The 15,897-nt window shown below is 71.3% G+C and carries 25 protein-coding genes; 14 read left to right on the top strand and 11 right to left on the bottom strand.

Annotated elements, in window-relative coordinates:
• The first annotated feature begins 36 nt into the window (after positions 1–36).
• Positions 37–714: a hypothetical protein gene (locus ITJ40_RS00460; RefSeq protein WP_228511688.1), complete on the top strand. Its 678-nt coding sequence runs from the start codon at positions 37–39 to the stop codon at positions 712–714.
• Positions 715–733: 19 nt separating this feature from the next.
• Here the strand turns inward: ITJ40_RS00460 and ITJ40_RS00455 are convergent, their stop codons facing one another.
• The 3 genes from ITJ40_RS00455 to ITJ40_RS00445 all read right to left on the bottom strand — a co-directional run bounded on the left by ITJ40_RS00455 (position 734) and on the right by ITJ40_RS00445 (position 2,414).
• A complete protein-coding gene (locus tag ITJ40_RS00455; RefSeq protein WP_194664997.1) occupies positions 734–1,879 on the bottom strand; it encodes an FAD-dependent oxidoreductase in 1,146 nt (381 codons plus the stop codon).
• 102 nt (positions 1,880–1,981) lie between these two features.
• On the bottom strand, positions 1,982–2,176 hold the full coding sequence (locus ITJ40_RS00450) for a hypothetical protein (RefSeq protein WP_194664995.1): 195 nt from the start codon (positions 2,174–2,176) through the stop codon (positions 1,982–1,984).
• On the bottom strand, positions 2,169–2,414 hold the full coding sequence (locus ITJ40_RS00445; protein WP_194664993.1) for a hypothetical protein: 246 nt from the start codon (positions 2,412–2,414) through the stop codon (positions 2,169–2,171). The genes ITJ40_RS00450 and ITJ40_RS00445 overlap by 8 nt, the downstream gene beginning before the upstream one ends.
• A gap of 95 nt (positions 2,415–2,509) precedes the next feature.
• Between ITJ40_RS00445 and ITJ40_RS00440 the strand changes: the two genes are divergently transcribed.
• The 4 genes from ITJ40_RS00440 (at position 2,510) to ITJ40_RS00425 (ending at position 4,612) form a co-directional block, all read left to right on the top strand.
• The gene (locus ITJ40_RS00440) at positions 2,510–3,169 is read left to right on the top strand and encodes an HAD-IA family hydrolase (protein ID WP_194664991.1); all 660 of its coding nucleotides are present in this window, start codon (positions 2,510–2,512) and stop codon (positions 3,167–3,169) included.
• Positions 3,170–3,300: 131 nt separating this feature from the next.
• Positions 3,301–3,681 (top strand): multidrug efflux SMR transporter, encoded by a 381-nt coding sequence (locus ITJ40_RS00435; RefSeq protein ID WP_194664989.1) that lies wholly within the window; start codon positions 3,301–3,303, stop codon positions 3,679–3,681.
• Positions 3,681–3,995 carry a multidrug efflux SMR transporter gene (locus tag ITJ40_RS00430; RefSeq protein WP_194664987.1) on the top strand — a complete coding sequence of 105 codons (315 nt, stop codon included), beginning with the start codon at positions 3,681–3,683 and terminating at the stop codon, positions 3,993–3,995. Before ITJ40_RS00435 ends, ITJ40_RS00430 begins: the two co-directional genes overlap by 1 nt.
• A 32-nt stretch (positions 3,996–4,027) precedes the next feature.
• Positions 4,028–4,612 (top strand): GNAT family N-acetyltransferase, encoded by a 585-nt coding sequence (locus tag ITJ40_RS00425; protein ID WP_194664985.1) that lies wholly within the window; start codon positions 4,028–4,030, stop codon positions 4,610–4,612.
• Positions 4,613–4,624: 12 nt separating this feature from the next.
• Here the strand turns inward: ITJ40_RS00425 and ITJ40_RS00420 are convergent, their stop codons facing one another.
• A complete protein-coding gene (locus tag ITJ40_RS00420; protein ID WP_194664983.1) occupies positions 4,625–5,209 on the bottom strand; it encodes a YdeI family protein in 585 nt (194 codons plus the stop codon).
• A gap of 40 nt (positions 5,210–5,249) precedes the next feature.
• Positions 5,250–5,549: a rhodanese-like domain-containing protein gene (locus ITJ40_RS00415; RefSeq protein ID WP_194664981.1), complete on the bottom strand. Its 300-nt coding sequence runs from the start codon at positions 5,547–5,549 to the stop codon at positions 5,250–5,252.
• A gap of 147 nt (positions 5,550–5,696) precedes the next feature.
• Between ITJ40_RS00415 and ITJ40_RS00410 the strand changes: the two genes are divergently transcribed.
• Positions 5,697–6,383: a hypothetical protein gene (locus ITJ40_RS00410; RefSeq protein WP_194664979.1), complete on the top strand. Its 687-nt coding sequence runs from the start codon at positions 5,697–5,699 to the stop codon at positions 6,381–6,383.
• Here ITJ40_RS00410 and ITJ40_RS00405 read toward each other — a convergent pair.
• Positions 6,380–7,495, bottom strand: coding sequence for a zinc-binding alcohol dehydrogenase family protein (locus ITJ40_RS00405; protein ID WP_194664977.1), 1,116 nt, complete (start codon positions 7,493–7,495; stop codon positions 6,380–6,382). The two genes, ITJ40_RS00410 and ITJ40_RS00405, sit on opposite strands and share 4 nt — an antisense overlap.
• Positions 7,496–7,660: 165 nt before the next feature.
• Between ITJ40_RS00405 and ITJ40_RS00400 the strand changes: the two genes are divergently transcribed.
• The 6 genes from ITJ40_RS00400 to ITJ40_RS00375 all read left to right on the top strand — a co-directional run bounded on the left by ITJ40_RS00400 (position 7,661) and on the right by ITJ40_RS00375 (position 10,125).
• Positions 7,661–7,882 carry an antitoxin VbhA family protein gene (locus ITJ40_RS00400; RefSeq protein WP_194664975.1) on the top strand — a complete coding sequence of 74 codons (222 nt, stop codon included), beginning with the start codon at positions 7,661–7,663 and terminating at the stop codon, positions 7,880–7,882.
• Between the two features lie 5 nt (positions 7,883–7,887).
• Complete coding sequence (locus tag ITJ40_RS00395; RefSeq protein WP_194664973.1) at positions 7,888–8,658, top strand: Fic family protein; 771 nt, start codon at positions 7,888–7,890, stop codon at positions 8,656–8,658.
• 84 nt (positions 8,659–8,742) lie between these two features.
• Positions 8,743–9,318: a TetR family transcriptional regulator gene (locus ITJ40_RS00390; protein ID WP_194664971.1), complete on the top strand. Its 576-nt coding sequence runs from the start codon at positions 8,743–8,745 to the stop codon at positions 9,316–9,318.
• Positions 9,318–9,545 carry a DUF2283 domain-containing protein gene (locus ITJ40_RS00385; protein ID WP_194666891.1) on the top strand — a complete coding sequence of 76 codons (228 nt, stop codon included), beginning with the start codon at positions 9,318–9,320 and terminating at the stop codon, positions 9,543–9,545. The genes ITJ40_RS00390 and ITJ40_RS00385 overlap by 1 nt, the downstream gene beginning before the upstream one ends.
• Before the next feature lie 71 nt (positions 9,546–9,616).
• Positions 9,617–9,868 carry a type II toxin-antitoxin system Phd/YefM family antitoxin gene (locus tag ITJ40_RS00380; RefSeq protein ID WP_194664969.1) on the top strand — a complete coding sequence of 84 codons (252 nt, stop codon included), beginning with the start codon at positions 9,617–9,619 and terminating at the stop codon, positions 9,866–9,868.
• Positions 9,865–10,125, top strand: coding sequence for a Txe/YoeB family addiction module toxin (locus ITJ40_RS00375; RefSeq protein ID WP_194664967.1), 261 nt, complete (start codon positions 9,865–9,867; stop codon positions 10,123–10,125). The genes ITJ40_RS00380 and ITJ40_RS00375 overlap by 4 nt, the downstream gene beginning before the upstream one ends.
• 13 nt (positions 10,126–10,138) lie before the next feature.
• Here the strand turns inward: ITJ40_RS00375 and ITJ40_RS00370 are convergent, their stop codons facing one another.
• Positions 10,139–10,480, bottom strand: a complete 342-nt coding sequence (locus ITJ40_RS00370; protein ID WP_194664965.1) for a DUF2200 domain-containing protein — start codon at positions 10,478–10,480, stop codon at positions 10,139–10,141.
• 126 nt (positions 10,481–10,606) lie between these two features.
• Here ITJ40_RS00370 and ITJ40_RS00365 point away from each other — a divergent pair, with 126 nt between their 5' ends.
• Positions 10,607–11,656 carry an LLM class flavin-dependent oxidoreductase gene (locus ITJ40_RS00365; protein ID WP_194664963.1) on the top strand — a complete coding sequence of 350 codons (1,050 nt, stop codon included), beginning with the start codon at positions 10,607–10,609 and terminating at the stop codon, positions 11,654–11,656.
• 27 nt (positions 11,657–11,683) lie between these two features.
• Here ITJ40_RS00365 and arfB read toward each other — a convergent pair whose 3' ends face one another.
• A complete protein-coding gene (gene arfB, locus ITJ40_RS00360; protein ID WP_194664961.1) occupies positions 11,684–12,106 on the bottom strand; it encodes an alternative ribosome rescue aminoacyl-tRNA hydrolase ArfB in 423 nt (140 codons plus the stop codon).
• Positions 12,107–12,145: 39 nt separating this feature from the next.
• Positions 12,146–12,385 (bottom strand): hypothetical protein, encoded by a 240-nt coding sequence (locus ITJ40_RS00355; RefSeq protein ID WP_194664959.1) that lies wholly within the window; start codon positions 12,383–12,385, stop codon positions 12,146–12,148.
• A gap of 150 nt (positions 12,386–12,535) precedes the next feature.
• Between ITJ40_RS00355 and ITJ40_RS00350 the strand changes: the two genes are divergently transcribed.
• Positions 12,536–13,669: an SIR2 family protein gene (locus ITJ40_RS00350; RefSeq protein ID WP_194664958.1), complete on the top strand. Its 1,134-nt coding sequence runs from the start codon at positions 12,536–12,538 to the stop codon at positions 13,667–13,669.
• A 686-nt stretch (positions 13,670–14,355) separates the two neighbouring features.
• Here the strand turns inward: ITJ40_RS00350 and ITJ40_RS00345 are convergent.
• Together ITJ40_RS00345 and ITJ40_RS00340 are read right to left on the bottom strand one after the other, a co-directional pair.
• On the bottom strand, positions 14,356–14,916 hold the full coding sequence (locus ITJ40_RS00345) for a hypothetical protein (RefSeq protein ID WP_194664956.1): 561 nt from the start codon (positions 14,914–14,916) through the stop codon (positions 14,356–14,358).
• Positions 14,917–15,049: 133 nt separating this feature from the next.
• Complete coding sequence (locus ITJ40_RS00340) at positions 15,050–15,895, bottom strand: phosphatase PAP2 family protein (protein ID WP_194664954.1); 846 nt, start codon at positions 15,893–15,895, stop codon at positions 15,050–15,052.
• Between the last annotated feature and the right edge of the window lie 2 nt (positions 15,896–15,897).

The raw sequence follows: 15,897 nt of genomic DNA, 5'->3' as shown, positions 1-15,897 counted from the left end.
ACCTCGCCGGTGGAGCGAGCGGACCGGGAGGACATCATGCCCCGGCCCCGCATCCGCCCCGCGAAGCCCTCCAAGCCGGGCGCCCCGCCGCCGTCCGTGGCTGCCCGCGTCGCCGCGGATCCGGCGCGGAAGGAGCTGCTCGTCGAGGAGGCGCTGCTGCTCGTGGGCGTCGCGCTCCGGATCCAGATGGTGAACCTGATCATCCTGCGCACGCTGCGGGAGCGCCGCCCGTACGACGAGGAGTCGCTCATCGAGGCGCTCCGCGGCGAGCTGGCCGAGCTCATCGGCGAGAAGCGCGGCGAGGCGGAGCGGCTGCGCATGGCCCGCGACCGCGCGGCGCTGCGCGACGGCAAGGGACGCCGGCCCGACGACTACCGCGAGGGCGACGTGCCGGGTCTGCGGCTGCGCGCCGAGATCGCGGAGGAGATCGTCGAGCGGCTCGGCGCCCTGTCGCGCGACCCGGATGCGCTCCGCGAGGTGCTGGTCATCGCGCGCGACTCGGCGCTCGAGCAGATCGTGCGCGCGCGGCTCGCCCCGCAGCTGCTGCCGGGCGCGTTCCCCGAGGAGGGACGCGACGACCGGGTCGGCGAGCTGCGCGACGAGCTGGCGCGGCTGGCGGCGGATCGGGAGCGGGCGGCCGAGCGGGCCGAGGCGCGGGATCCGGTCCGCACGCGTGTGCGCACCGGCGGCCGCGGGCGCCCGCAGAAGGTCTGACGCGCGACGGCTCCCTTCCTCAGGGCGCGAGCGCGAACCGCGGCTCGATGCGCTCGCCGGTCGCCGCATCCGCCGCGAGGCTGCCGATGAGCGGCGCGAACTTGGCGCCGTGGCCGGAGCAGGGCGAGACGATCGTGATCCCGTCGACCCGGTCGATCACGAAGTCCTCGGTGGGCGTGCTCGTGAACAGGCACGTCGCCTCCGCGTACGGCACGGGCTCGACGCCCGGCAGGTTGCGGCGCACCCAGTCGACGACGCGGGCGCGGTTGACCGGATCCACGACGCCATCCTGGTGCGCGGCCGACGGGATCACGCGCCCGCCGTCGAACTCGGCGACCTTGTGGCCGCGGCCCTCCACGTCGCGTCCGCCGGGGAGCGCGTAGACCTGCATGCGCTCGTCCATGTGGATCGAGGTCGGCACGGCCCGGGCCGGCGGCCCGTCCATGTAGGGGAAGTGGAACACCTGCTCCTGCCGCACGCGCAGCGGCGGGATGCGGTCGAGGGCCGCGCGCGGCAGCGGCAGCGCGCCCGCGAGCAGCTCGGGCAGCCAGGCGCCGGCGCCCACGACGACGCTGTCGCCCTCGATCCGGCGGCCGTCGTCGGACGTGACCGCGAAGCCCGCGCCGACCCGCTCGACGGACGCGGCCTCCCAGCCCTCGTGCACGACGGCGCCGTGCGCGACCGCGAGGTCGAGCATCGTGCGCACCGCGGCCTCCGCGTCGACGACGCCCGCGGCCGGGTGGAACAGCACGTCGGAGTCGAAGGACATCTCCGGCCAGCGGCCCTCGGCCTCGCGCGCGCCCATCAGCTCGTGCTCGACGCCGACGCGCTCGAGCACGCGCGCGAGCTCGGCGGGGCGGCGCACCAGGCCGGAGTCGACGGATCCGGTCGGGGTCACGAGCCCCGCGCCCGTGGTGCGCTCGAGGCGGTCCCAGAGCACGCGGGCGTCGCGCACGAGGCGCACGTAGAAGGGGTCGTCGTAGGCGTAGCGGAGGATGCGCGCGGAGCCGTGCGAGCTGCCGAGCATGCCCGCCGGCCGGTCGCGTTCCAGCACCGTGACCGCGTGCCCGCGGCTCGCGAGCTGCCAGGCGGTGGCCGCCCCCGCGAGCCCCGCGCCGATGACGACATGGTGCGATGCGCGCCCGCGCCCGGTGGATCCCGCCATGCCCCCAGGCTACGGCCGGCCCGCGGCGGCCGGCCGGGCCCGGCGGGAGCCGTAACCGGTGCGGGCGGGGAGGGGACAGCGGCGGGACTCCGACCCGTCGGGTCAGTCGGTGACGAACTGCGCGATCACCGCGACGATCCCGATCGCACCGAACACCGCTCCGGTCCGGTACATCGACAGGGGTGCGGGCTCGTTCGTCCGAGACGTGTGGTTCAAGGTGCGGAACGCGGAGATCCCCATGCCGATCAGGCACACGATGGTCACGATCTTGAGCGCCACCGCCAGCACGTCAGCCACGAGATCGCCTCCGGAGTCGGATCGCCCGCACAGCCGCCCAGCCGAGGCCCGCGAGGCCGGGCACCGCGAAGAGGCCCGCGCCGAACCACGCGGGGGTGCCCCCGGCCCGGCCGCCCTCGGTCGACAGATCCGGCACGAGCCCCACGATCAGCAGCCCCAGCGCCAGGGCGAAGGCCGCGATGCCCGCGAGCGTGCGGACCTTCCCGCTCTCCACCTCATGCGTGTCACCCGCGCCCATGTCGCCTCCGTCCGTCCCGCGTCGGATCGCGGCCTCCCCTCCATCGTGGCCGACGCGGCATCGCCCGGCCGCCACCCGTCCGGGAGACTGGACGCATGCCCTCCCCCGTCACGCTCACCGCCCGCGCGCTCCTCCTCGACATGGACGGGACGCTCGTCGACTCGACCGCGCTCGTCGAGGAGATCTGGACGATGCTCGCCGAGCGCTTCGGCCACGACCCGGCCGACCTCCTGCGGCGGATCCACGGCGTGCGCGCCGCCGACAGCATCGCCCGGTTCGCGCCCGCCGGCAGCGACGTGCCCGCGCTCCTCGCCGAGCTCGACCGGCTCGAGCTCGACGGCAGCCCCGCCACGGTCGAGATCCCCGGCGCCCGCGAGCTCGTGGCGGCGCTGCCCGCCGGATCCCACGCCCTCGTCACGAGCGCCGGCCGCGAGCTCGCGCGCGCCCGCCTCACGGGCGCCGGCGTCCGCGTGCCCGACCTGCTCGTCACCGCCGAGGACGTGGCGGCCGGCAAGCCGCACCCGGACGGTTACCTGCTCGCGGCGTCGCGCCTGGGCGTGGATCCCGCGGACGCGATCGTCTACGAGGACGCCGAGGCCGGGATCCGCGCGGGCCTCGCCGCGGGCATGCGCGTGGTCGTCGTGGGCGACCACGAGAGCGACGCGACCGTCGGCCTCCCCCGCGTCCGCGACCACCGCGGCACGACGGTCGCGGTGCGCGACGGGATCCTCACGCTCACGCTGCCGGGCGTCTGACGCCGGCCGCGCCCTGCGGATCCGCCGGGAGCCGCCTGCGCGGGAGATGAGATTGGGCCACCTGGCCGAATCACGCGATACGGTCTCCCCATGACCTCGACGCCCCGCATGCGCCCCCGCAGGCCCACCCCATGAGGTGGCTCCTCCTCGGCGCCGCCATCCTCTCCGAGGTGGCCGCCGCCCTCGCCCTGCAGGCCGCCGTGGACACGCCCGGCTGGTACGCGCTCGTGGTCGCCGGCTACCTCACGGCGTTCTGGTTCCTCACCCGCGTGCTGAAGGCCGGCATGGCCGTCGGTGTCGCCTACGGGATCTGGGGCGCGTCCGGCGTCGCGCTCACCGCGGTCGGCGCGACGGTCCTGTTCGGACAGCCGCTCACGGGCCCGATGATCCTCGGCCTCGTGCTCATCGTCGCGGGCGTCCTGCTCGTCGAGCTCGGCTCGCAGCGCGCGCACGCGGCTCGCGCGGCCACCGCATCCGCCGCGCCCGCCGCCCCGACCGGCGAGGCCCGCTGATGGCCGGGCTCCTGCTCGCGATCGCCATCGTCACCGAGGTCGCCGCGACCATCTCCCTCAAGCTCGCGACCGACGGCCGGAAGCGCTGGTACGCGGTCGTCGCGGTCGGCTACGTCACCGCGTTCTCGATGCTCGCGGGCGCGCTCTCGCTCGGCCTGCCGATCGGCGTCGCGTACGGCATCTGGGCGGCGACCGGCGTGGCCCTCACGGCGATCCTCGGGCGCGTCCTCTTCCGGGACCCGCTGACGCGCACGATGCTCGCGGGCATCGCCCTCATCATCGGCGGCGTGCTGCTCATCGAGCTCGGCCACTGACCCCGCGCGGACGCCTCTGGCACCATGTCCGCATGACGTGGACGGACGCGGGCGACCCGCAGCGGTACGGCGCGGGGATCCTGCAGGGCGAGCGGATCCGGCTGCGCGCGCTCGAGGAGGCCGACCTGCCCGACCTGGTGCGCTGGTGGCGGGATCCGGAGGGGGCGGTCCTGCAGCAGCTCACGGTGCGGCCGCGGCCCGAGGGCGACGTCGCGGAGATGTGGCGGAAGTGGAGCGACAACGAGCCGGCCGGCGCGGTGGGGTTCTGCGTCACCGACCGGATCTCCGGCCGGCTCGTCGGCCATGTGACGCTCTTCGGCGCGAAGCTCCTCACGCGCGCGGCCACCCTCACGGTGATGATCGGATCCGAGCACACGGGCTCCGGCTACGGCACCGACGCCGTCCGCACGCTCGTCGACTACGGCTTCCGCGAGATGGGCCTGAACCGGATCGAGCTGCACGTGTTCGCGTACAACGCCCGCGCCCGCGCGACCTACCGGAAGGTCGGCTTCGTCGAGGAGGGCGTGCTCCGCGAGACCGTCTTCCACGACGGCGCGTTCCACGACGAGGTCGTCATGTCGGTGCTCGCGCGGGACTGGTTCGCCACCGCCTCCTGAGCCACCGCCCGCTCACTGCGGGTGCGGCGTCTCCCCGCGCTCGAGCATCGCGACGAGCTTCGCGAGCCGGTTCGCCCGGACGGTCGCGTTCGGCGCGGTCGTCACCCGGTGGATCACGGCGTAGCGGTTGACCTTGGACAGCGTCGCGAAGGCGGCCTCGGCGGCGGGCGACGCGGCGAGCGCGGCCAGCAGGTCAGCGGGCTCGACCGCCGACGCCTGGCCCGCGTAGGCGCGCTCCCACCGACCGTCGGCCTGCGCGCGCTCGACCTCGCGGATCCCGGCCGGACGCATCCGCCCCTCCGCGGTGAGCGTCGCGACCAGGCCGATGTTGCGCTCCGACCACAGCGACGCCGTCCGCCTGGGGGTGAAGCGGCGCCGGAACACCCGCTCGTCGATGCTCGCGGTCTGCCCGTCGATCCACCCGCTGCACAGCGCCTCGTCGAGGGCCTCGGCGTAGGTGAGCGAGGTCGGATCCGTCGTGCCCTTCTTCGCGAGCACCAGCCAGACGCCGTCGGACGCCTCCCCATTCGCATCGAGCCAGGCGCGCCACGCGGCCCGGTCGGGGACGGTCAGGACTTCGTGCGCAGCAGCGGGCATGCCCCGATGCTACGGAGCGCCGCCGACGACGCGGACCGGCTCAGGCGCGGTCGACGGGATGCCCGGCGGAGATCCACGCGCTCGTGCCGCCCTCGACGTCGATCGCGTCGACTCCGCGGGCGGCGAGCGCCTCGGCGGCCCGCGCGCTGCGCCCGCCGGACTGGCAGATCACGTGCACGGGCGCGTCGGTCGGCAGCTCGTCGACGCGCGCGTCGAGCTGCGACATGGGCAGGTTCACGGCGCCGGGCGCGTGGCCCGCGGCGTACTCGTCGGGCTCGCGCACGTCGATGAGGACGGGCGAGTCGAGCGCGGCCAGCTGGTCGACGGTGATGCGGCTCATGCAGGCGCTCCTCGGTAGGTGGTGCTCCCCACGCTAGCCGCGCAGATCACGCCCGTTCGCCCAGCGCGACCACGAGCTTCGCCGAACCCGGTGCCTACCAGAATCATTCGCGTCACCGTATGATTCTGGTCACATAAGGGAGACGACATGGCGGAGATCAGCGCGGCGGAGTACGCGAAGGAGCAGGGCATCTCCGCGCGGAGGGTCCAGGCGGCGGCCTCCGCAGGCGTGCTGCCTGCGCGCAAGATCGCGGGCAGATGGGTCATCGACACAGCGGAGTCCCGGCATGACGAGGTCGGACGCCCGCTGTCGTCGCGCTCGGTGCACGCTCTTCTCGCGCGCCTCTCCGGGGATGACACCTGGCGTGCCGGATTGTCCGCGAGCGAGGCCGGCCGTGTGACCGGACGTCTCGCGAGGCTCCGGGATTCCCCGGACGCGGCGGAGGCACTGGCAGCCTGGATGCGCAGCGCTCGGCCCGCGGCCCGGCCCTTCCTCGTGGCGGACGAGGACCTGGAGGACCTGCGTGGAGATCCTCGAGTCGTCGCCGGCGGGATCAGCGACCCACGCTCGGGCATGTCGGACGCGGGAGAACTCGAGGCGCACCTGCAGGTGGACGATCTCGATCCCATCGTCCATGAGTACCTGCTCGTCCCGGCCGACCGGCCCAACGTCCTCTTGCACGTGCATGAGCGACCCGTCCAGCGCCCCCTGCCGCTCGGGGAGCTGATCGCCGATCTGGCCCAGCACCGGGGGCCGCGCGAACGCGCGGCGGCCGCGCATCTCCTCGGGGAGGTCGCCCACGATCCCGGTCGTCCGACCGATCGCGGTCGCTAGAGCGCGACCACGAGCTTCCGCGCCGAGACGCCCTGGCGGAGGCGGTCCATCGCGGGCTGGATCGCCTCGAGCCCGGTGCCGACCACCTCGGCCGCCGGCGCCGCGACGTAGCGGCCCTCGGCGAGCGCGGCCGGCAGGAAGCGCTCCCAGAGCATCGGGCCGACCTCGTCGTGCATGAGGGCGCTGCCCCAGATGAAGGACGCCCGGATGCCCCGGGCGCGCGCCCGCAGGATCAGGGCCGGGGTCGCGGTGCCCATGCGGATCCCGAGGCGCACCAGCGGCAGACCCACCCGGCCACCGCGCGGCAGCGTCTCGAACGACACCGGCGGGCTCGCCATGCTGACCCGCGTCGCACCCGTCGCGATGGCGATGTCGACGGCCGGGCCGCCGGATCCGGTGCCGATCGCGAGCACGCCCGCCACGGGTCGGCCGGCCAGGTGCCGCGTGATGTCCCGCACGACCGTCGGGCTCCGGTAGTCGAACGCGCGGCTCGCGCCGAGCCCCGTCACGAGCGCGTGGTTGCGCGGCGACGCGGTGGTCACGACGTCGTAGCCGGCCGCCACCGCGAGCTGGATCGCGTTCAGGCCGACGCTCGTGGATCCGCCCCACACCACCACGGTCTCGCCCGTCGGCGGGGCGCTCGCGTCGTGCATGTGCAGGCCGAGCTGGCCGGCGCCGAACAGGCCGGACGCGGCGGTCGAGATCCCGAGCGGGAGCACGGCGGCATCGGCGAAGTCGAGGGAGGCCGGGATCGGCGCGGCGAGGTCGGTGCGCACGATGACGCGGGTCTGGAACCCGCCCTCGGGCGCGTGCCGCCGCCCCTTCTCCATGCCCACCGCGTACGCGACGACCCGGTCGCCGACGGCGAAGCGCGTGACGCCGGGGCCGACCTCCTCGACCTCGCCCGCGACGTCCTCGCCGAGCACCGCGGGGTGCGGGAGCCAGCGGTACATGAGGTCGCCCATGTGCTGCTTCATGGTGTCGAGCGGGTTGATCGCGACGGCGCGGACGCGGATCGCGACCTCGCCCGCGCGGGGTTCGGTCCGCGGTGCGGGGCCGACGGTGAGGTCGGCGGCGGACGAGGCGAGCCAGGCGGCGGATTCGGTGGGCACGGCGGTCTCCGATCGAGAGTTCGCTCCGTCCGATGACATTGCGTGTCATCACCATACACAGTGATGACATGTCGTGTCATCGGCTCGATGCAGGGAGTCGGGAGATGCCGTCCCACCGGCGGGCACCGGTCGATAGATTCGTGTTCCCGTCCGGAAGGAAGCGCCATGACGACCACCCCCTCGGAACCGACCGCCCCGCTCGGCGAGGCGGAGCGGAGCTGGCGCCGACGGGTCGTCGACGAGACCCGCACGTCGACCGCCTTGGAGGGCGGCAGCTCGACGGCCGCCATGCGCGAGCTGCAGGAGCAGTGGGTCGACGGCCGCATCACCGCCGACGAGCTGCTCGCCGGAGCGCGCCGGCTCCACCCGACCACCACACCGCGCTGATCCTCATGTCGACGGACGACCGCCCCTGGGAGACGGCGATCAGCCCCGAGGGCCGCTGGGCCGGATACCTCGACCCGAGCACCGGACTGCTCCGCACCCTCTCGGCCGTGCCGCTGGAGACGCAGGCCGAGCTCCGGGCCTTCGAGGACGACCACGTGGAAGCACGCTCGATCGAGGCGCGCGTCCGCCCCATCGCCGGCTCGTACGGCATCGATCACCTCCAGGCCATCCACCGCCGCCTCTTCCAGGACGTCTACCCCTGGGCGGGGGAGATCCGGACGGTCAACATCTCCAAGGGCATTCCCCCCGAGCCGTTCCTGGCGCCGGAGCACGCCGCGTCCGCCGTGGACCGGACCGCCCGGCGCATGCACGAGGACGGCATGCTGCGCCCGGGCATGGACGACGAGCGCTTCGTCGACCTGCTCGCCCGGAGGTTCTCCGAGATCAACGAGGCGCATCCCTTCCGAGAGGGCAACGGGCGGACCCAGCGCCACTACTTCGACCTGGTGGCGCGTGACGCGGGCCGACGCATCGACTGGTCCCAGCTCACCTCGCTGCAGAACATCACCATCTCCGCGGAGGCCCGCGAGGGCCGTCTCGCCCCGCTGCGTGACGCCCTGCGCGGCATCGTCACGGTCGCGCCGGTGGGTGCACGACGCCCTACGAGCGATGGTGATCTGCGGATCCCGCAGGCGCGACTGGCCACTGCGCGGACCACCGATCCCCTCGGCCGCCCCTCGGCGCGACCGGGCCGCAGCGGTGGTCGCGGCTCCTGACAGGCGGCGGATCCGGCCACCCGAGAGCTGGCCCACCGAGCACGGTACGGCGATGGCACGGACTGTCATCACTAGGATCGACGCATGAGCAGATGGCAGCCGGACACGCGCGAGCGCCTGGCCGCCGCCGCCCTCGAGCTGTTCCGCGAGCGAGGCTTCGCGGAGACGACCGTGCCCGAGATCACGGCCCGCGCTGGGCTCACCACCCGCACCTTCTTCCGCCACTTCGCCGACAAGCGCGAGGTGCTCTTCGCCGAGGAGGACGAGCTGCCGGCGCTCGTCACGCGCATCATCCGCGAGGCGGCGCCCGACCGATCGCCGCTCCAGGTCGTCGAGGACGGCTTCCCGGAGGTCGTCGCGTCGCAGTTCGCCAAGGGGCGCGCGGCGATGCTCGCCCGGAAGCGCATCATCGTCGCGGACGCCGGGCTGCAGGAGCGCGAGATGCGCAAGGTGGCGGCGATGCTGGAGGCCGTGCGCGCGGGCTTCGTGGAGCGCGGGGTGGATCCGCTCACCGCCGTGCTCGTCGCGCACGCCACCGCGACGGTCTACGGGGTCTCCATCGGGCGGTGGCTGTCGGACGACGGCGACCGCGCCGACCTCGCCGAGGCGCTCCGCGAGACGCTCGGCGCGTTCCGTCGGGTGATGGGGGCGGGCGCGTGATGCGGGTCACGTACGACGCGGTCGCGGATGCCGCGTACATCGCGCTCGCGGGCCCGGTCGGCGACGGCGAGACGGCCACGACGATCCACTCGATCCTGACGCCCGGCGCCCGCGGCGAGATCGCCCTCGACTTCGACGCCGACGGTCGCCTCCTCGGCGTCGAGGTGCTGCGCGCGAGCGCGGTGCTGCCGGCGGCGGTGCTCGCGGAGGCGGAGCGGATCGGCTAGCTGCCGCGCAGCACCTTCTTGGGCCCGCCCACGAGTGGTACGCTTTCCGGTACCACATCGAGGAGTGCAGCATGTCCGCCATCACCGCATCCGACGCGCGTCGGAACCTGTTCGGCCTCATCCAGCAGGTCAACGACGACCACTCCCCGGTCGAGTTCGTCTCCAAGCACGGCAACGCCGTCCTGATCTCCAAGGACGACTACGACGCCATGACCGAGACGGCGTACCTGCTGCGCAACGCCAAGGGCGCCGAGCGGCTGCTGCGATCCCTCGACCGGGCTCGACGCGGCGAATTCGAGACGCACGAGCTGATCGAGGAGTGAATCGCCAGCTCGCCTTCGATGCCGATGGCTGGGAGGACTACACGTACTGGCAGAGCCAGGATCGCAAGACCCTCAAGCGGATCAACGCGCTCATCCGCGATGTGATGCGCGACCCGTTCGCCGGACCGGGCAAACCGGAGCCCCTCAAGCACATCCTCTCGGGAGCGTGGTCGCGGCGCATCGACGAAGCTAATCGTCTGGTGTACCTGGTCACTGATGCGCACATCGTGGTCTTGCAAGCGCGCGACCACTACTGATCACGCGCCGCCTTCAGCCGCGGAGAACCTTCGCCATCGGGCGACCGCGGGCGATCTCGTCGACGAGCTTGTCGAGGATCCGGATGCGCTTCATGAGCGGGTCCTCGATCTCCTCGATGCGGACGCCGCAGATCACGCCGCGCACCTCGTCGGCGAGGGGGTTGAGGCGGGCGGCGGCGAAGAAGTCCTCGAAGGTGGTCTCCGCGTCCAGATGGTGCTGGAGCTCCGCGACGTCGAAGCCGGTGAGCCAGGTGATCACCTGGTCGACCTCCGCGCGCGTGTGACCCTTGCGCTCGACCTTCTTCACGTAGAGCGGGTACACCGCGGCGAACGGCGTAGTGAAGATGCGGTGCATGGTCGGAGCGTAGGCCGGTGCGGTCGCGCAGTCGAGGCCGGGAATAGGCGGGCGCCTCGCCGCGGTTCGACTCCATGCAGACGCATCCACCCGGATCCGTCGCCGTCGAGCACCGAGGAGCGCCCCATGGCCACGAAGATCGGCTTCCTGTCGTTCAACCACTGGCAGGACGTGCGCGGATCCCGCGTGCGCACCGCCCAGGACTCGCTGCTCCAGTCGATCGACCTCGCGGTCGCGGCCGAGGAGATCGGCATCGACGGCGCGTACTTCCGCGTGCACCACTTCGCGCCGCAGCAGGCGTCGCCGTTCCCGCTGCTGGCCGCGATCGCGAGCCGCACGAGCCGGATCGAGATCGGCACCGGCGTCGTCGACATGCGCTACGAGAACCCCCTCTACATGGCGGAGGAGGCGGCCATGACCGACCTCATCTCCAACCGCCGGGTGCAGCTCGGCATCAGCCGCGGGTCGCCCGAGCAGGTCGAGGCCGGCTACGAGTCGTTCGGCTACGTGCCGCGCGACGGCGAGACCGACGCCGACATGGCCCGCCGCCACACCGGCCTCTTCCTCCGCGCGCTCGAGGGCGAGGAGCTCGCGACCGCGGCGCCGCAGCGCGGCATGATCGCGGGCGGCGTCGCCATCACGCCGCAGTCGCCGGGCCTCCGCGAGCGGATCTGGTGGGGTGCCGGCACGCGCGCGACCGGCCAGTGGGCGGCCGAGCAGGGGATGAACCTCATGTCGTCGACGCTCCTCTCGGAGGACACCGGCGTGCCGCTCGACGTGCTGCAGACCGAGCAGATCCAGCTGTTCCGCGACGGCTGGGCGGCCGCCGGACACGCGTGGGAGCCGCGCGTGAGCGTCAGCCGCAGCATCATCCCGATCGTCGACGACGAGTCGGAAGCCTTCTTCGGCGTCCGCTCGCAGATCGAGGGCCGCGACCAGGTGGGCGAGGTCGGCGGCGAGAAGTGGCGCTTCGGCCGCTCCTACATCGGCACCCCGGAGCGCCTCATCGAGGAGCTCGGCGCCGACCAGGCGATCGCCGCGGCCGACACCCTCCTCGTCACGATCCCCAACCAGCTCGGCGTGGACTTCAACCTGCGGTCGCTCGCGGCGATCAAGGAGATCGGCGAGGCGCTGGGGTGGGACCGGGCTGACGTCGCGGTTGGGGCCTTCGCCTGATCCGCTGACGCAAGGCCGCCTGCCCTCTCAGTCGCCGGTCGGCCGCTTGCGCTGCTGCTTCGTCGCGGAGCGCTGCGTCTTGGCCGCGAGGCGGCGGCGCTGCGATCCCTTCGTGGGGCGGGTCGGCCGTCGAGGGGCGGCGTCGGGCGCGAGCGCATCCGCCACGATCTCGCGCAGCGCGTCGAGCGCGCCCACCCGGTTCCGCAGCTGCGACCGCTGCTCGGAGACCGTCACGGTGATCGCGCCGCCGACCAGCCGCCGGCCGAGCCGCTCGAGGATCCGCGCCCGCTGCTGATCGGTGAGCACCAGCGACTCGGCCGGGCTCCATGTGAGCTGCACCCGGCTGTCGGACGTGTTGACGTGCTGCCCGCCGGGCCCGGACGACCGGGAGAACCGCCACCGCAGCTCGGCCGCGGGGATGGTCAGCGCGGGGCCGACCTCGAGATCCATTCGGCAAGGGTCGCACGGAGCGGTGCCACTGCGTGCGGGCTAGCGGTTCCGGCGGCGGTTGCTGCGGCGGACGATGACCCGGCCGATCAGCATGAGCACCAGCATCACGACCGCCATCAGGACGATCCGCAGGACGAACTCGAGCTCGACGAAGGCGAGGGCGGACGCGGACATGAAAGCGGTCACCGCGATCAGCACGAGGATCTGACGAGCCGACGGCTCACCCGTCAGGCGCTGGTGTGCCGCGGAGTCGTGCTCGAACATGCGCTTGTCGTCCATGGATCCACCGTCGCACACGCGTGGGCTCCTAGCGCAGCGACGGGACGACGCGCAACGTTCTCGTGTCCGTTGACACCCGCGTCGGCATCGCCCCAGGCTTCTCGCGTCGCCGGCGTCCGTCCGGCTCGCATCCGAGAGACGGGACCCGCAATGGGACAGCACGATGACGTCGCGGTACTGGTCGGGAACGGGCTGTCCATCGCCTTCAACCCCGAGCTGGAGCTCCGCAGCATCACCGAGGAGGTCATGAGGCGCATAGAGACGGCGGACGGAGACGACGTCGTCGCAGCGATGAAGGAGATCGCCGAGAACGCCCTCCCCGACGGGGTGACGAGCGCGGAGGACTTCGAGCACCTGGTCGGTGCCTTCGGCACGGAGTCCCGCACGCTCGGCACGCTGGAGACCCTCGCCACGCTGACGAGCCCGATGGACGAGGAGCTGCGCGACGCCATCCGTCGGGTCGCCTCCTTCGCCGGGCAGGTGCGCGACAACGGTGTATCGCACGTGCTGGAGGTGATCTGCGAACGGACTCACGCGGAATTCGAGAAGGCAGCGGAGTTGCACGCCCTGGTCACCGCGATCCTGAAGGCGTTCCCGGGCAAGGTCGCCTTCGGGAACCTGAACTACGACACACTGCTGCTCGCCGCGCTGCTGCACGTGTGCCAGGACCGCCAAGTCGCCGACCTCGCGGACGGTCGCAAGTCGGTGCGCGTCGCCTTCGACGACAACAGGACGCGCGAGGTGAAGGCGCTGCGCCGCACCGCCGCGGACTTCCCGATCGACTGGCGCGTAAACCTGCTGCACCTGCATGGATCCCTCACGTACTGGGAGAACAAGCAGGAGAACATCTACGCGAAAATCCCGAAGGAGATCCTGGACGACGAGGAGCAGTGGCGAGCCGTCCGCGAGCGCACCACGAACGTCCGACCGACAGTCGTGCTGGCGAACCCCCGTGACAAGGCCCAGCATGTGAGGGAGTATCCCTACAACCTCGCCTACGAGGTGTTCGGGGCGGGGCTCGACTCGGCCACGCACTGGATTGTCATCGGCTACTCGTTCCGCGACGAGCCGATCAACCGGATGTTGAGTGCCCGCTTCCTCGATCTGCAGGAGAAAGCCACCGTCCTCGTAGTCACCCATGGTCCGGTCCCCACGGACGTCGAGATCCATCGCGCGTTCGGGTGGGGTGCTGACGACGGCGATCCCTCGAGCTGGCTGACGGTCTGCAGGACCGGCGCGAACGGCCTCCAGGACACGCCCGAATGGCGGGCCTACCTGGCCTAGTCCGCGTGATCCCCTAGCGGGCCCCGCCTCAATCACCGCAGGCCGGCTGGTCGTCAGTTACAGCCACGATGGTGACGGCGAAGAGTACGGCCACGTCCACAACAGTCGAGATGTGCGGGAGGAGGAGCTACGCGAGGAGCCCGGTGATCGCAACAGCGTTCAACGCTTGGGCGCTCGGGAATCACCGTGACGGCTCCTCCAGTCGCACTGCACCGCAAGGACCAGCATCATCACCACAGCAATGATTGAAACACCGACAACGTCAGATCAACTTTGCTAGGGAGACCGGAACTCTTTGTCGCGCTTGCGCAACGCAAGACACGTTTTTGCACTCATTGCCATAAGTCCGCAGATAAGTATCCATACAACTATGAACAGCGCCTCATCAGCCCGGTATTCTAAAAAACTAGCCCACCCCAGCCGCAGTACATTATGGAAGCCGCCAACGACAACCATTGCCACGGGCGGGAGAAGAATAACGGCAACCACAAAGTTCGCGAGGGCAAGGGGTAGTGCGCGAGATCGCAGAGCCAAACGGATCCGCGCGATCTCCTTGCCCCTGTCCTTTACGTGTTGCGCCCTGACGAGCGTCAGAGTATTCGCTAACTCTGGACCCCACAGACCGTAAAATACGGCTAAGGCCGCCAATGCAAGGGCCGCTGCACTTAAGAGATCGCTATTTAAGATCATTCTTGTGTAAGCCCATCGTATGCGCTTTCCGCTATTTCGTAAGTCGTGACAGTGTTCTTCGCGCGAACAATCTGAGGGAGGGTCCCGTCGACCGAGGCGATGCGTCGATTTAGAGCCTCTACCACGCTTTCCGAATCAATCGTAATAGTGCGCTTTCCCGAGTAGTCGTCATACTGGGCATCATCGAGCACTGCGCGGAGCGTCATTTCGATTGACGACTGAAGCTCATATTGATACTTCGACATCACCGCCCGAAGAAGTGAGCGACTCTGAGTGGTGGTGGTCTGGAAAAGGCTACTGATCTCTTGTTCGGTCGGGAGCCTGTCGCCGAACACGTGACGAATCATCAGGAATAAGCGGTATTCTCGAACATCTTGGCCTCGGGTAAATATTCTTTGGCCGAGGATCATCCTCACGTACTCTTCTTCGGCTGCAGCAGAAAACTTTTGTAGCTCTCGCTTGAGTTCCGTAGCCGTGCAATCTAACGTCTTTGTCAGTTGCTCTTTTTCGGCCTTAGTTAGCTTCAAGCGCGCCTCCTCGGTGCTTTTGATAACCACGGGGGTGGCGGTCGTGGCAAGACGACGCCTAGGTATGGCTGTCAAGCTACTAGCCGATTGAATGTCACGCTACCAAACGCACGCCGAAGCACCGCCCACTTCTGGGGCTATGCAAACTTCGGGAAAACTATTATCAGCAGTTTGCGCTCTCCGGCCGCCGCGCCGACAGATACAGCCGATGCGCCGTGATCACCAGCGCCAGCCACGCGCCGCCGAGGAAGAAGGCGGCCAGCACGTCCGTGAACCAGTGGTGGCCGAGGTACACGCGGGTGGCGCCGATGGTGACGGCGAAGACCACAGCCACCGTGATCGAGAGGACGCGGGTCGCGCGGCGGTGCTGGCGGAGGAGGAGCAGGTAGGCGAGGATCCCGGCGATCGCGACCGCGTTCAGCGTGTGGCCGCTCGGGAACGACGGCGAGGTCTCGTAGGGCGGCACCGCGTCGGCGAGGGCGGGGCGGGCGCGGTCGATGATGTCCTTGCCCGCGATCGTGAGCAGCAGGGATCCGCCGCCGGCCGCGAGCACGAGGATGACCGGCGTCCACGAGCGCCGCCGGAGGCACAAGAACAGCATCGTCACCACCGCGATGATCGGCATGACCACGACGCCCGCGACGTCGGTGTACGCGGTGGCCGCGTCGTTCAGCCACGGCGTGCGGATGCTGATCATGAACGCGAGCAGCGGCTTGTCGAGGCCGGCGACCCCGTCGGCGTCGGTGACGTTGTCGTAGACCTGCGCGGCGATCGCGGAGAGGCCGAACGCGAGCACGAGGCCCACCAGCAGGGTGATCACGAGGGCGGCGTACGGCCCGAGCGCCCGCACGATCCGCTGCACGAGCCGCACCAGCGCGCGGCCGACCGGCGTCGCCCAGCGGGTGAGGTCGCGGGCGCCGAGGTAGCGGTCGCGGCGGAGCTCGCCCTCGACGCCCTGGTCGGCGGGGTCGAGGGGGTCGAACGGCGTGTGCCGGGGGGTGTCGCTCATAC

This window comes from Clavibacter sp. VKM Ac-2872 (assembly GCF_015351105.1).
In the GTDB taxonomy this organism is placed as follows: domain Bacteria; phylum Actinomycetota; class Actinomycetes; order Actinomycetales; family Microbacteriaceae; genus Clavibacter.
This window is presented reverse-complemented; position numbering and strand designations above follow the sequence as displayed.

Coding starts and splice junctions, on each gene's coding strand:
- ITJ40_RS00435 (WP_194664989.1), top strand. CDS start 3,301: ATGAGGTGGCTCCTCCTCGGCGCCGCCATCCTCTCCGAGGTGGCCGCC.
- ITJ40_RS00390 (WP_194664971.1), top strand. CDS start 8,743: ATGAGCAGATGGCAGCCGGACACGCGCGAGCGCCTGGCCGCCGCCGCC.
- ITJ40_RS00410 (WP_194664979.1), top strand. CDS start 5,697: ATGGCGGAGATCAGCGCGGCGGAGTACGCGAAGGAGCAGGGCATCTCC.
- ITJ40_RS00355 (WP_194664959.1), bottom strand. CDS start 12,385: ATGGACGACAAGCGCATGTTCGAGCACGACTCCGCGGCACACCAGCGC.
- ITJ40_RS00415 (WP_194664981.1), bottom strand. CDS start 5,549: ATGAGCCGCATCACCGTCGACCAGCTGGCCGCGCTCGACTCGCCCGTC.
- ITJ40_RS00425 (WP_194664985.1), top strand. CDS start 4,028: ATGACGTGGACGGACGCGGGCGACCCGCAGCGGTACGGCGCGGGGATC.
- ITJ40_RS00370 (WP_194664965.1), bottom strand. CDS start 10,480: ATGCACCGCATCTTCACTACGCCGTTCGCCGCGGTGTACCCGCTCTAC.
- ITJ40_RS00445 (WP_194664993.1), bottom strand. CDS start 2,414: ATGGGCGCGGGTGACACGCATGAGGTGGAGAGCGGGAAGGTCCGCACG.
- ITJ40_RS00395 (WP_194664973.1), top strand. CDS start 7,888: ATGTCGACGGACGACCGCCCCTGGGAGACGGCGATCAGCCCCGAGGGC.
- arfB (WP_194664961.1), bottom strand. CDS start 12,106: ATGGATCTCGAGGTCGGCCCCGCGCTGACCATCCCCGCGGCCGAGCTG.
- ITJ40_RS00440 (WP_194664991.1), top strand. CDS start 2,510: ATGCCCTCCCCCGTCACGCTCACCGCCCGCGCGCTCCTCCTCGACATG.
- ITJ40_RS00430 (WP_194664987.1), top strand. CDS start 3,681: ATGGCCGGGCTCCTGCTCGCGATCGCCATCGTCACCGAGGTCGCCGCG.
- ITJ40_RS00380 (WP_194664969.1), top strand. CDS start 9,617: ATGTCCGCCATCACCGCATCCGACGCGCGTCGGAACCTGTTCGGCCTC.
- ITJ40_RS00350 (WP_194664958.1), top strand. CDS start 12,536: ATGGGACAGCACGATGACGTCGCGGTACTGGTCGGGAACGGGCTGTCC.
- ITJ40_RS00340 (WP_194664954.1), bottom strand. CDS start 15,895: ATGAGCGACACCCCCCGGCACACGCCGTTCGACCCCCTCGACCCCGCC.
- ITJ40_RS00460 (WP_228511688.1), top strand. CDS start 37: ATGCCCCGGCCCCGCATCCGCCCCGCGAAGCCCTCCAAGCCGGGCGCC.
- ITJ40_RS00385 (WP_194666891.1), top strand. CDS start 9,318: ATGCGGGTCACGTACGACGCGGTCGCGGATGCCGCGTACATCGCGCTC.
- ITJ40_RS00455 (WP_194664997.1), bottom strand. CDS start 1,879: ATGGCGGGATCCACCGGGCGCGGGCGCGCATCGCACCATGTCGTCATC.
- ITJ40_RS00365 (WP_194664963.1), top strand. CDS start 10,607: ATGGCCACGAAGATCGGCTTCCTGTCGTTCAACCACTGGCAGGACGTG.
- ITJ40_RS00420 (WP_194664983.1), bottom strand. CDS start 5,209: ATGCCCGCTGCTGCGCACGAAGTCCTGACCGTCCCCGACCGGGCCGCG.
- ITJ40_RS00400 (WP_194664975.1), top strand. CDS start 7,661: ATGACGACCACCCCCTCGGAACCGACCGCCCCGCTCGGCGAGGCGGAG.